The sequence below is a fragment of the Halobium salinum genome (assembly GCF_026586625.1).
Taxonomy (GTDB): Archaea; Halobacteriota; Halobacteria; order Halobacteriales; family Haloferacaceae; genus Halobium; species Halobium salinum.
Genome location: NZ_JAODIW010000006.1, coordinates 832,240 through 845,210, shown reverse-complemented (window position 1 = coordinate 845,210; position 12,971 = coordinate 832,240). Strand labels below are relative to the sequence as shown.

Below are 12,971 nucleotides of genomic sequence, written 5' to 3'. Positions count from 1 at the left end.
GACGGTCGCGGCTCGACGGTCACCGACCGCGCGCCGTCCGCCCGACCTCGACGATGGGAGCGTATCGACGGGGCGACGGAAACGTATTTGACAGGCGCGTGATACGGTTCGTCCATGTCGTGGTACGCGTTCGACGCCGTCGACGACGCCCTGTCCGCGACCCGCCGGTTCCTCCTCCCCTTCAGCTTCGGGCGATGGGCCAGAGTCGCCCTCGTCGTGCTCTTTCTGGGGAGTGGCGTCGGCGGGTTCACGTTCCCCGGGTTCCCGGGCGGGACCGGAACTGGTCCCGTTCCGACGGAGCCGACGGAGCCGACGCCGACCGAGCCGGTGCCGACCGACCCCGGACCCGAACTCGACCCCGGAACCCTCGAACTGCTGCTCTGGGTCGGCCTCGCCCTCCTTGCCGTGTTGGTTGCCGTCGGCCTCGTCTGGACCGTCGTCGCGCCGGTGATGCGCTTCGTGCTCGTCGATATGCTCCGAACCGACGAGGTACGGGTCCGACGCTGGTTCCGGACCCGCTTCTGGAAGGGGATGCGGCTGCTGGGGTTCCAACTCGGCGTCGGCCTCCTCGTCTCGCTCCCGCTGTTCGTCCTCGGCGCCCTGTTTCTCCTCTTGGACATGGGGACCGGCGTCGGACTAGCGGGGCTGCTCGTCCTCGCACTGGTCGCCGTCCCGGTGCTACTGGTCGTCGGGTTCTTCCTCGGGTTCACGACCCAGTTCGTCGTGCCCGTGATGGTCGCGGCCGACGTGGGCGTCGTCGCCGGCTGGCGGCGCTTCTGGCCGACGCTCCGGGGTCACCCGTGGCAGTTCCTCGTCTACGTCCTCGTCCGCTGGGTGCTGACGCTGGGGCTGAGCATCGGGGTAGCCATCGTCGTCGGCCTCCTCGGTGCCATCGTGGTCGTGAGTTCGCTCATCGCCGGCTTCCTCGTCGCCGGCGCGTTCGGCGGCGTCGAGGCCGCCCTCGCGAGCACGACCGCGGTCGTCCTGCTCGCGCTCGTCGCGCTCGTCGGGTTCGCGGTCCTGTTCGTCCTCACGCTCGCGGTCGCCGTCCCCGTCCGGTCGTTCCTCACCAGCTACGAACTGTCGGTGCTCGGCCGCGCCGAGCCTCGGTTCGCGTTGTTACCCGAGACGGGCGACGAGGACAGCGACAGTGACGGCGACCCCGGCACCGGCAACGGCGGCGACGGCCCCCGCGCAGTCGGCGGCGGCACGCCGGCAGTGACCCGACGCACCGGGTTCGGCGAGTACTGACCCGACGTTCCAGGTCCGGCGAGTACTGACCCGACGTTCCAGGTCCGGCGAGCACTGGCCCGAGGCACTTGGCCCGACGAGTCCGGGCCGCGGCGCTCGGCCGGTGCGGTGACCGGACCGGCAGTCCGGTCGACGGCACGGAGTGTAGGGGCGGCCCGACGGAAACGTATTTAACAATTCTCTTATATTTTCTCGACATGTCGTGGCACGCACTCGACGCCGTCGACGACGCCCTGTCCTCCACCCGCCGCTTCCTCCGACCCAGTCTCGGACGGTGGCTCCGGTTGGCCGTCGTCGTGTTCTTCCTCGGCGTCACCAGCAGTATCAGCAGCGTTCAGAACCTCACGAACGTCCCGCAGACCCAACCAAACCCGGGAACGACACCGGGAGTGTCCGGTGGCCCCGACCTGTTGCTGGTAGCGGCCTTCGCGGCCGGCGCGGTACTACTGCTTCTCGTCCTCGGGACTATCTCGTCGACGATGAAGTTCGTGCTCGTCGATATGCTCCGAACCGACGAGATTCGTATCCGCCGGTGGTTCCGCACTCGGGTCGGGAAGGGGTTCAGACTGCTCCTCTTCGAGACAGTCGTCGTCGTCCTCATGGCTGCGCCCATCGCGGTCGGGGTGTGGGCGCTCGTCTTCGCCGACGGGGTCGCGCCGAACGTCGGACTGGCGGGGATAGCCCTCGGCGTTCTCGCCCTGGCTCCGTACCTGTTCGTCGGCGGACTGCTCCTGAGTTTCACGAACCAACTCGTCGTCCCGGTGATGGTCGCGACCGACGGCGGCGTGCTCCGGAGTTGGCGTCGACTGTGGCCGACCCTCCGCGGTCAGCCCCGGCAGTTCCTCGCCTACCTCGTCTCGCGCTGGACTATCGCGTTCGGTATCGGCGTCGTCACGTTCACCGTCGGTCTGGTTTTCAACGCCGTCCTCTTCGGCGTCGGCCTCGCCGCCTTCCTGGCGCTCGCGGCGTCGTTCGGCGGTATCGACGCGGCGCTCGCGTCCACGGTCGGCATCGCCGCGCTGGTCGCACTCGGCCTGCTCACGCTCGGGTTCTTCCTGCTCGTCACCCTCCCGATTCAGGTTCTCGTCCACTCGTTTTTGACGGGCTACGAACTGTCGGTGCTCGGCCGCGCCGAACCGCGGTTCGCGCTTCTGCCGGAGACCGGTGGCGGCGGGAGCGGTGGCGACCCGGACGCGAGCACCGACGGGCCGCGGACGGTCGGCGGCGGCACCGCCGTCGTCACGCGCCAACCTCCGGCCCCCGGAGACGACACCGTCGAGACGGACGGCGGTTCGACGGACGACGGACCCGGGAGCCGCGATGGGGACGACAACGAGCCCGGTTGGGGGTGACGCCGGCGTCAACGACTCACAGAAACGATTCTGCGGTTCGGCAGCTGTCGAATGCCGAAATCGACGTGCAGGGGTACCTTTTTGCTGTCGCCCACAGTGGCCGCAGGTATGGGACTGGACGACGATGCACGCGAGTACCACCGAACCGACCCGCCCGGAAAGATAGAGATTTCGACCACCAAACCGACCAACACACAGCGTGATCTCTCGCTGGCGTACTCGCCGGGCGTCGCCGCCCCGTGTCGCGACATCGCCGACGACGAGGAGTACGCCTACGAGTACACGGCGAAGGGGAACCTCGTCGGCGTCGTCTCCAACGGTTCGGCGGTGCTCGGGCTGGGCGACATCGGTGCACAGGCCTCGAAGCCCGTCATGGAGGGGAAGGGCGTCCTGTTCAAGCGCTTCGCCGACATCGACGTGTTCGACATCGAACTCGACCAGGCGACGGCGGAGGAGATAATCACGAGCGTCTCGGCGATGGAGCCGACGTTCGGCGGGGTCAACTTAGAGGACATCAAGGCACCGGAGTGTTTCGAAATCGAAGAGCGCCTGCGCGAGGAGATGGACATCCCCGTCTTCCACGACGACCAGCACGGCACCGCCATCATCTCCGGCGCCGCACTGGTCAACGCCGCCGACATCGCGGACAAGGAGCTCGACGAACTCGACATCGTCTTCTCGGGCGCCGGCGCCTCCGCCATCGCGACCGCCCGCTTCTACGTCTCCTTGGGCGCGAGAAAGGAGAACATCACCATGTGTGACTCCTCGGGCATCATCACGCAGGAGCGCGCCGACGCCGGCGACGTCAACGAGTTCAAGCGGGAGTTCGCCCGCGACGTGCCCGCCGGCGGGCTCGACGAGGCGATGAAAGACGCGGACGTGTTCGTCGGACTCTCCATCGGCGGGCTCGTCGACGAGGAGATGGTGCAGTCGATGGCCGCCGACCCCATCATCTTCGCGATGGCGAATCCGGACCCGGAGATTCCCTACGAGGACGCGAAGGCGGCCCGCGACGACACCGTCATCATGGCGACCGGGCGCTCTGACTACCCGAACCAGGTGAACAACGTGCTCGGCTTCCCGTTCATCTTCCGCGGCGCGCTCGACGCCCGCGCGACCGAGATCAACGAGGAGATGAAGGTCGCCGCCGCCCGCGCGCTCGCCGACCTCGCCCGCGAAGACGTCCCCGACGCGGTCGTCAAGGCCTACGGCGACCAGCCCCTGCAGTTCGGCTCCGAGTACATCATCCCGAAACCCCTCGACCCGCGCGTGCTGTTCGAGGTGTCGCCCGCCGTCGCGGAGGCGGCGATGGAGTCCGGCGCCGCCCGGAAGGAGCTCGACCTCGAAGCGTACACCGAGGGGCTCGAAGCCCGCCTCGGCAAGTCCAGGGAAATGATGCGCGTCGTCCTCAACAAGGCGAAGTCGGACCCGAAGCGCGTCGCGCTCGCCGAGGGGACCGACGAGAAGATGATTCGCGCCGCCTTCCAGCTCCAGGAGCAGGGCATCGCCGAACCGGTGCTCATCGGGAGCCGGAAGTCCATCGAGCGCACCCGCGACCGCCTCGGACTCGACTTCGAGCCGGAGGTCGTCGACCCGCGCGACGACGACTACGAGGGGTACGCCGACCGACTGTACGAGCTACGCCGTCGGAAGGGAGTCACCCGGAGCGAGGCCGAGGAGCTCATCCGTCGCGACACGAACTACCTGGGGAGCGTGATGGTCGAGCAGGGCGACGCCGACGCCCTCCTCACCGGGCTGACCCACCACTACCCGAGCGCGCTCCGCCCGCCGCTACAGGTCATCGGCACCGCCGAGGACGCGAACTACGCGGCCGGCGTCTACCTCCTCACGTTCAAGAACCGCGTCATCTTCGCCGCCGACACGACGGTGAACCTCGCCCCCGACGAGGAGGTGCTCACCGAGGTGACGAAACACACCGCCGCGCTGGCCAAGAGCTTCAACGTCGAGCCCCGCGCCGCGCTCCTGTCGTACTCGAACTTCGGCTCGGTCGACAACGAGGGGACGCTGAAGCCCCGCCGCGCCGCGGAGGCGCTCCAGAACGACCCCGAGGTCGACTTCGAGGTCGACGGCGAGATGCAGGCCGACACGGCCGTCGTCGAGGACATCCTCGAAGGAACGTACGACTTCTCCGACCTCGAGGACCCGGCGAACGTGCTCATCTTCCCGAACCTCGAAGCGGGCAACATCGGCTACAAACTCCTCCAGCGCCTCGGCGGCGCAGAGGCCATCGGCCCGATGCTCGTCGGCATGGACAAGCCCGTCCACGTCCTCCAGCGCGGCGACGAGGTCAAGGACATCGTGAACCTCGCGGGCGTCGCGGTCGTGGACGCACAGAACGAGTAGTTTCGCGGGTCGGTGCGGCTTTTTCGTGGGGGGGCACAAGCTCGACCGACCGACCGCAGCGACGCACCTGCCCGACATCCAGTCCCTCCGCCGCACGGCTCCAGCGCCCGGCCTCGTCGACCCGGAGCACCGAGAGGTCGTATCCGGAGTCGTCGAAGCGGAAGGCGACCGGCGCGAGCGCGACGAATCCGCGTATCCGACCGTCGCAACCCTACCCCGTCCTGACGGTCGACACGTCGACCGGGCGGTAGACGGCGTCGTCGGCCCCTTCGTCCGTGGTCTCGTGGCCGGCGGACCCGCGTCCGGCGGCCCCACGCCCGGCGCCCGGTCCGCCGTCACCGCCCCGGTCGTCGCCGCCCTCGTCGCCGTCGGGGAACTCGACGGTCACTTCGTCGAAGACGAAACACGCCCCGTCCTCGTCGTCGTCGAGTCGGACCGACCAGCCGTGTGACTCCGCCATCGTCCTGACGATGGGGAGCCCGAGTCCGGTGCCGTCGGCGTGGGTGGTGTAGCCGTACTCGAAGACGGTCTCCCGGTCGGCCGCCGGGACGCCCGGCCCGTCGTCGCGCACGAAGAACGACCCGGGTCCGGCACCGACCTCGACGACGACCCCGTCGCCGGCGTGGCGAACGCTGTTCCGATAGAGGTTCTCGAGGATGGAGAGGAGCCGGCCACGGTCCGCGTGGACGGTCGCGTCGTCGGCGACGTAGAGGGTCGCACGGGACGTGTCGAGGTTCGCCCAGGCGTCGGTGGCGGCGCGCCGGAGGTCGACCGGCTCGGTCGCCTCGACGGACTCTCCCGTCCGCGCCAGCGTCTGCAGGTCGTCGATTATCTGGAGCATCCGGTCGTGGGCGTCGCCGACGCGCTCCAGGTGGTCGAGCACCTCGGGGTCGACGGAGCCGGCCGAACCGGTCGCGTCGACAGACTCGACGGACGACGACCCCTCGCCCGTCCCCTCTCGCTCGTCGTCCGCCGCCGCCGAGTCGGTAGTCGGGCCGAGCCCGAGCTCGGCGAGCGACTCCACGGCGAGGCGGGCGTACCCGTCCGCGACGTTGAGCGGGTTCCGCAGGTCGTGTGCGACGGTGCTCGTGAACTCGTCGAGCTGTCTGTTTTTCTGTTCCAGTTCGCGGCGGTAGGCAACGAGTTCGGTCACGTCCCGGAGGACGAGCGTGTGACCGACGCGCTCCTCGCCGCTCGACACCGGGGTGACGCGCAGCGAGAAGTGCCGCCGCTCGCCCTCGACGGTGAGTGTCAGCTCCCCGGTCGGCGACGACCGGGGCCGCGCCGGGAGGAGCCCGGCGAGTTCCGGCAGAGCGGTCCCGAGCGGCTCCCCGATGTGGTCGCGCTCGCCGAGCGTGGGCCAGAGCGTCGCGGCCGCGACGTTGTGGTCCGCGAGGCGCCCGCGGTCGTCGAATACCAGCACGGCGTCGTCGAACGCGTCGAACAGTACGTCCCGCGCGACCGGCTCGACGTTGAGCGCGCCGAGCCGGAAGACGACGAGCGCGGTCAGCGCGGCGAACCCGCCGATACCGTACACGGAGTAGTCGTAGCCCGCCGCGGGCCCGAGTTCGAGCACCGTCACCACCGCCGGGGCGCTCGCCACCAGCGCACCCACGAGCAGGACGTATACGGCCGCCCGGGAGCGATGGCGCGAGCGGGTGAACAGCTCGGCGAGGTAGTGGATGCCTAGGCCGGTCGCACCGAAGATGTAGAGGTACGTCCCGAACAGCAACGGCCCGGGGGTCAGCTCCAGGAACGGGAACGGGCCGGTTCGGAGCGTCACCGAACTCCAGTAGAGTCCGTGGTACCCGTTGGTGAGGAGGGCGAGGACCGAGGTCGCCCAGCCGGCGGCGAGGAGGCCGTGGACCGGCTTCGAGAGCGAGAACTCCCGACGCGTGTGGGCGGCGGTGAAGCGCACCCAGACGAGCGGAATCGTCGCCTGCACGAGTCCACGGACCACGAGGAGCTCGGTCTTCGCCGGCGGCGCCACGAGCAAACTGAGAGCCGCGGTAGTGGCCCAGACCGCGTCGGCGGCGAGGAGCACGCCGAACCACCGCTGTCCGCTCGTGGCGGTCGTCGAACGAACCCACGCCGCCAGCCCCAAACAGAGCAGGGCGGAGAGTGCCAGAACGACGACGTGGGCGATTCCGGGAGTACCGAGCGATACCATCGGTTACTACACGCTACAACCCGACCTACGTCAAACTGTCGCAATGGGCGATAGTCAACCGAAGTTATGTTAGCCCGTCGAAACGGCTCACCCGAACTCCAGCCACGCGAGGCCGACCGCGAACCCGGCGAACGGCGGGACGGCGACGAGGGCGAGGCTGGGGAGGTCCGGCGGGGAGTACACCGCCGCGAAGGTGACCAACGCGAGCGCGACGAACCCGCGCATCCGGTCGCTGGTGTAACGCGGCGCGAGTCCCGCCCGAACGGCGCCGACGAGGAAACACGGGAGGGCCGCCCCGACGCCGACCGCGACGGGGACGAACAGGCCGAGTTCGGCGAGGGCACGGAGGGCGACGACGGCTCCGGAGGTACCCGATTCGAGGACGGTCGCGGCTCCGACGGTGTCGAGGAGGTGGATGTCGCGGAGGAGCGTCGAGACGAACGTCCGCCCGACGCTCACACCGGCGACGAAGGTCGCCGCCGCGAGGAGGAACTGTGACCGGCCGGCCGCGAGTTCGACCCGGTCGTCGTCCCGTGCCGCCAGCCCGGTCGCGACGACCAGCGCGAGCGTGCCCCCCACGAGCGACGCGACCTCGGCCCCGAAGAGGAGGGCGTCCGTCGGGTCGGTCCCCACGACGGTGACGTCCGAAGCGGACGAACTCAGCGGGGCCGCCGTCGCGAGGAGGTCGACTCCCGAGCCGACGAGCACCAGGAGGGTGACGACCGTCGTGAGAAGCCAGACCCCGAGGAGCACCCCGAAGCGGTCACGAACCGTGGCGCCGAGCGGGGTGTAGCGCGCTCGCCGGAGTCGGACGTCGTACGCTGTGGAGGGAGCCATGCGAGTTCGGTCACTCGACCGTGTTATCAACTTTCTGTACGGTGTTGCGGAGGTCCCGGGTGGCTGGTGATGGTTCCGGCGTTCCTCCCTCCCCGGCAGTCAATGGCCGGTCCGGCGCTCCTCCCTCCCCGGCAGTCAGTGGCCGGTCCGGCGTTCCGACCGCGACGGTGGCGGGACGCCCGGACCCGTCGCTCCTCCGCTCGTCGGCGGTTCCGGGAGGACACAGCGCGGCGCTCGGTCGTTCACGTGGGCGTACTCCTCCGGCGTGTTCGCGAGCGGGTGTGCGGGGTTGCGTCGACCGTCGATTCGGGCCGCACGCAGTTCGCCGAAGCCGGCGATGCGCGCCTGAATGCCGCGCCAGTGGTGCTCGCTACCGGCGGGGATACGGCAGTCGCCGGGCGCCCAGTCGGGGTCGTCCGCGGCGAGGACGGCCCGGTTGACGTTGGCGGCGAGGTCGTCCAAGTCGACGAGCACGCCCACGCGGGCGGTGCGGGGCGCACGCGCGGCGAGCACGTCGAGGCCGAGGTGGAGCGCCCGGTACTCGGCGACGTTGTTGTTCGGCGCCGAGTCGGGGACGGCGAGGCGGGCGATGCGCTCCCCGTCGCGCGTCTCGATGACGGCCCCGAGTCCGCCGCCGTCCGGCCGGTAGGACCCGTCGGTGGCGACGTAGAAGTGACGACGATGGGTCCGCGGCGGGTGCGCGATGTGCGGCGTGGGCGACTCGTCGAACAGGTCACGAAGTCTCGACCGGCCGTGAACGGCCATGGTGGCGTTTCCGGCGCCACCGTACTTAAACGTAATCCGCATCCCGGAAGTGACCCGCCGGCGGGGTCAGCCGTCCGTACATCCCAAGGACGACTCGGGGGCCCGTCCGGGACATGCACAGGCTATTTACGCCAGAGTCTCTGATGTATCTCGCATGCCGGGTGAGGAACGGACTGGTGTGGGGAGGCGGCGCTTCCTGTCGCTCGCCGGGGGTGCGGCGGGTTCGGCGGCGCTCGCCGGATGCTCCGGAGTCCTGGGTAACGACCCGACGGGGGGGACGACTACGGACACCTCCTCCGGGAACGACTCCGGAGGAGCGACCGAGACCGAGAGCGGTGGTGACGGAGCGGACGACGGAGAAGGTGGTGCCTTCCCCATCCGCATCACGCAGGGACAGGTCCCGCAGGGGCTGGACCCACACGACCACCGGCAGACGCCGGCGAAGACGGTGCTGTTGCACTGTTACCAGGGGGTGCTGTCGACCGACCGTCACGGCCGAATCGTCGAGGGACTCGCGACGAACTACCGTCGCATGGAGAACGGGAACCGAGTGCGGTTCGACGTGCGCGAGGACGTCAGCTTCCACGACGGGAGCAGTCTCACCCCCGAGGACGTGGTGTTCAGCGTCGAGCGCGTCGCCGACGACGCGACGGGGTTCAGCAGCCCGCAACGTGACCAACTCGACGGGGTGACCGACGCCGCCGTCGTGGACGGCGAACGGAGCGTCGAAGTGCGCTCGTCGGGCGTCGACCCAGTCGTGTTCACGACGTTCGCGAGCTACTGCGACGTGCTCTCGAAGGAGTGGGTCCAGTCACACGACCGGTCGTACATCGCCTCCAACGCGATGGGGACGGGCCCGTTCGTCCTCGAGAGCTACGAGTCGGGGTCGCGGGTCGAGTTCTCCCGCTTCGAGGACTACTGGGGGGACCGGCCCGCGGCGTCGGCGGTCAGCTTCAGCGCCGAGACGGACCCCGTTGCCCGCATCGACGCACTCCTGGAGGGGGAGGTGGACGTGGCGGTGGGTGTCCCCCCCGCCGGCGTACGTCGCATCAACGATGGAACGCGAGCGCGGGTGGAGGTGGCACCCTCGACGCGGCTCCTGTTCACGGGGATGCGCGACGACACGCAGCCGTTCGACTCGGTCGCCTTCAGACGCGCGCTGAACTACGCGGTCGACCTCGAGAGCGTCGTCGGGAACGTCCTGCAAGGGTTCGGTGAACAGACGGGGCAGCCGACGCTCGAGGGGTTCACCGGCCACAACCCGGACGTAGAACCGTACCCCTACGACCCCGAACGCGCGGAGCAGTTGGTCGAACAGAGCGGCTACGCTGGCGCCGAGATCACCTTACACGTCCCCACCGGGCGCTACCTCAAGGGGTTCGAAATCGCCCAGTCGGTCGTCGGTTACGTCGACGAGCTGTCGAACGTCTCCGCGACGGTCGAACGCCGCGGGTTCCAGTCGCTTGCGTCGGACCTCCTCTCCCCGACCGACAGCGACGACCCGGCGTGGTACCTGATCGGCTGGAACGAGCCGACGGCAGACGGCGTCCTCGTGATGCGGCCGCTGCTCACGTCGGACGGCCGGCTCTCGACGTGGAGCAACGAGGCGTTCGACCGCCTCCTCACCCAGGCCAGCAGCCAGACCGGCGACGAACGCGTCAACACGCTCCGTGACGCGAACCAGCTCGCACACGACCGTGCCCCGTGGGTGTTCCTGAACCGACAGTACAGCGTCTACGGCGTCTCTTCGGCGATTGACTGGCGGGCCCGGACGGACGAGCGCGTCGACGCCGCCGAGATGCGCCGCTCGGAGTAGACTCGGCTCGCCAGCTGCAAGCGGGACCGGAGGTCCCGCTCTGTTCGCCGGGAACGCGGTCGTTCCGCTCACTACGTTCGCTACACTCTCTGCACCCGGCTCGCTTCGCTCGCCGGGAGCGAAACCTTCAGGCGACGCGAGCGGCTTCACCCACCGTGACCCGGTACCGGAATCTCGTCCTCTTCGTCGCTCTCGCCGCCCTCTGGGGCTCCGCCTTCATGGCCATCAAGGCCGGTCTCGACTACTTCCCGCCCGTCCTCTTCGCCGCGGTTCGGTACGACGTAGCCGGCGTCCTCATGCTCGGCTACGCCGTTTACGTCCTCGACGACCCGTTCCCACGGGGTCGCGACCAGTGGGCGGTCGTCGCCGTCGGCGCCGTCCTCCTCATCGCCGCCTACCACGCACTGCTGTTCGTCGGTGAGACCGACCCGGCGGTCAACTCCGCCACGGCCGCCGTCATCGTGAGTCTCTCGCCGGTTCTGACGACCGGCTTCGCCCGCGCGTTCCTCCCGGACCAGCGGCTCACCCTCGCCGGCGTCGCGGGCCTCCTGCTCGGCCTCGTCGGCGTCGCGGTGTTGACCGGTGCCGACCTCGGCGCCGCCGTCTCGGGCGGTGCCGTGGCGAAACTGCTCGTGCTGGCGGCCGCCGCGGCGTTCGCACTCGGGAGCGTCCTCACCCGCCGAATCGACGCCGACCTTCCCATCGAATCGATGGAGGCGTGGTCGATGCTCGGCGGCGCGCTGCTGATGCACCTGCTCTCGGTCGGCCTCGGCGAGTCCGTCGCCGCCGCCGAGTGGACCAACCCGACCGCCCTCGCGGCCCTCCTCTTTCTCGCCGTGGGGTCGAGCGCCGTCGGCTTCCTCATCTACTTCGACCTGCTCGAACGCCTCGGCGCGGTCGAAATCAACCTCGTCTCCTACGTCGCGCCGGTGTTCGCCGCGCTCACGGGGTGGCTGTTCCTGCAGGAGGCGCCGACGCCGGGGACCGTCGTGGGGTTCTGTCTCATCTTCGGGGGCTTTCTCCTCATCAAACGCGACGCCATCCGCGACGAACTGCCGCGGGTCCGACGCGTCGCCTTTCGCGTCCGGACACTGTTCTCACGGTAGGAACCCTCGTTCGTCCCTGACCGGCCGCACTCAGGCCGCCTCCGCTTCGGTCACCGACCCGACGACCGACCAGTCGTCGCTCTCGCCGTCGCGCCGGGCGACGAGCACCCGTTCGTTGTCCTCGCTCGTGACGAACCGGTACTCCCCGTCGTCCCCCTCGCGACGACCTTCGGCGCGGAACTCGAGCTGGAAGAACTCGGTCCAGTCGAGGTGGAACACGGCCGTCGAGCCGTCGTCGAGCGTGCACTCGACCGGGTCGGGGCTGACGTTGTGGAGTCGCTTCGCGATCGGGTTGAGCTCTGCCATGCGGCGAGGTGGGACGCCGGCGTCTAAACCCTTCGGAGACGACAGTAGGGGACCCGTACAGTACAGTAGGCGGAATACACCTTTCCGTGTCGGGTCCCGAGTGTGGGGTGCGCCGACGACCGCGACGCGTGCCATGCAACTCGTGTTCGGCGGTCGGCGGCGCACCGACGCCGGGACCCCCCCTCCCGGCGCCGTTTTCTCGCGTGATAGCTGTCGAGTCGCGGCTCACGGGACGCTCTCGTGTGAACCCGGAGTCTCCGCTCACGGGCGTGGACCCGCGCGGTCACGACGCCACACCGGTCGGCGCCGGTGACGGAGGCGATAGCGGCGGCCTCTCGGCCTCGAGGACGCGCACACGGCCACACTCCTGGTGCACCCGCCGGTCGCGGAGCGTGCGCGTCAGTCGGACCGGCAACGTGTGCGTCGGACGAGTTCCGACCCTTTCCGGGACGGGTCGCGACGAGGGTGGAGGCCGAGCGGGCATCCCTCCACCGTCGAAAGCGGTCGTCACCACCCGAACCATATTCCGTCCTAAGTGACAAGTCATAATACTAGAAAAGCTTCTGTGCCGACCATAAACGGTCTAAACGTCGCTCCACCCGCGATGAAACGTCTTTACTCCCGGCCCAAGGTCGTGAAACGCCCCGAAAGCGACCGAACGCTCGCCCCACTATATGACCCCTTAGGATAATGGAACTATCGAGGAAAACGAACGATGTCGAGTCCCTCCACGCTGGTCGACGAACAACACACGAAGGTGCCACTCGCGGACGGTGCGGCGGCCGGGCGTCGACTGATCGCCGCCCCGCTCCGGTTCGTCGGGTTCTGGGCCGCGGTCGTCATGCCGTTTCTCTACTTGCCTCTGCTGACGAAGGGGCTCACCCCGAGCGAGACGCCCGTGTTCGTCGGGCTCCTCCTCCTGCACGTGGTCGCGCTCGTCGCGGGCCACGGGTACAACCGATAGCTGACCGGCGCCGACACGACGGCCCCGTCGACCCCGCCGC

The 12,971-nt window shown here is 69.3% G+C and carries 10 protein-coding genes; 6 read left to right on the top strand and 4 right to left on the bottom strand.

Annotated features, from left to right (window positions below; all coding sequences use genetic code 11):
* Positions 1 to 114: 114 nt before the first annotated feature.
* The 3 genes from N5095_RS07615 to N5095_RS07605 all read left to right on the top strand — a co-directional run bounded on the left by N5095_RS07615 (position 115) and on the right by N5095_RS07605 (position 4,967).
* Positions 115 to 1,251 carry a DUF7544 domain-containing protein gene (locus N5095_RS07615; protein ID WP_267622159.1) on the top strand — a complete coding sequence of 379 codons (1,137 nt, stop codon included), beginning with the start codon at positions 115 to 117 and terminating at the stop codon, positions 1,249 to 1,251.
* Positions 1,252 to 1,448: 197 nt separating this feature from the next.
* Complete coding sequence (locus tag N5095_RS07610; protein ID WP_267622158.1) at positions 1,449 to 2,603, top strand: DUF7544 domain-containing protein; 1,155 nt, start codon at positions 1,449 to 1,451, stop codon at positions 2,601 to 2,603.
* 108 nt (positions 2,604 to 2,711) lie between these two features.
* Positions 2,712 to 4,967 carry an NADP-dependent malic enzyme gene (locus tag N5095_RS07605; RefSeq protein WP_267622157.1) on the top strand — a complete coding sequence of 752 codons (2,256 nt, stop codon included), beginning with the start codon at positions 2,712 to 2,714 and terminating at the stop codon, positions 4,965 to 4,967.
* Positions 4,968 to 5,178: 211 nt separating this feature from the next.
* On the opposite strand, the gene N5095_RS07600 is transcribed toward N5095_RS07605, so the two are convergent.
* From N5095_RS07600 to N5095_RS07590, 3 genes are all read right to left on the bottom strand, one after another.
* The gene (locus N5095_RS07600) at positions 5,179 to 7,137 is read right to left on the bottom strand and encodes a sensor histidine kinase (protein WP_267622155.1); all 1,959 of its coding nucleotides are present in this window, start codon (positions 7,135 to 7,137) and stop codon (positions 5,179 to 5,181) included.
* 87 nt (positions 7,138 to 7,224) lie between these two features.
* Positions 7,225 to 7,974, bottom strand: coding sequence for a twin-arginine translocase subunit TatC (locus N5095_RS07595; RefSeq protein ID WP_267622154.1), 750 nt, complete (start codon positions 7,972 to 7,974; stop codon positions 7,225 to 7,227).
* A gap of 135 nt (positions 7,975 to 8,109) precedes the next feature.
* The gene (locus tag N5095_RS07590) at positions 8,110 to 8,739 is read right to left on the bottom strand and encodes a ribonuclease H family protein (RefSeq protein ID WP_267622153.1); all 630 of its coding nucleotides are present in this window, start codon (positions 8,737 to 8,739) and stop codon (positions 8,110 to 8,112) included.
* 154 nt (positions 8,740 to 8,893) lie between these two features.
* Between N5095_RS07590 and N5095_RS07585 the strand changes: the two genes are divergently transcribed.
* Complete coding sequence (locus tag N5095_RS07585; protein WP_267622152.1) at positions 8,894 to 10,555, top strand: ABC transporter substrate-binding protein; 1,662 nt, start codon at positions 8,894 to 8,896, stop codon at positions 10,553 to 10,555.
* A gap of 155 nt (positions 10,556 to 10,710) precedes the next feature.
* The gene (locus tag N5095_RS07580) at positions 10,711 to 11,661 is read left to right on the top strand and encodes a DMT family transporter (RefSeq protein WP_267622151.1); all 951 of its coding nucleotides are present in this window, start codon (positions 10,711 to 10,713) and stop codon (positions 11,659 to 11,661) included.
* A gap of 30 nt (positions 11,662 to 11,691) precedes the next feature.
* On the opposite strand, the gene N5095_RS07575 is transcribed toward N5095_RS07580, so the two are convergent.
* Positions 11,692 to 11,967, bottom strand: a complete 276-nt coding sequence (locus tag N5095_RS07575) for a DUF8072 family protein (RefSeq protein ID WP_267622150.1) — start codon at positions 11,965 to 11,967, stop codon at positions 11,692 to 11,694.
* A 715-nt stretch (positions 11,968 to 12,682) separates the two neighbouring features.
* Here N5095_RS07575 and N5095_RS07570 point away from each other — a divergent pair.
* A complete protein-coding gene (locus tag N5095_RS07570) occupies positions 12,683 to 12,931 on the top strand; it encodes a DUF8028 family protein (protein WP_267622149.1) in 249 nt (82 codons plus the stop codon).
* Positions 12,932 to 12,971: the final 40 nt, after the last annotated feature.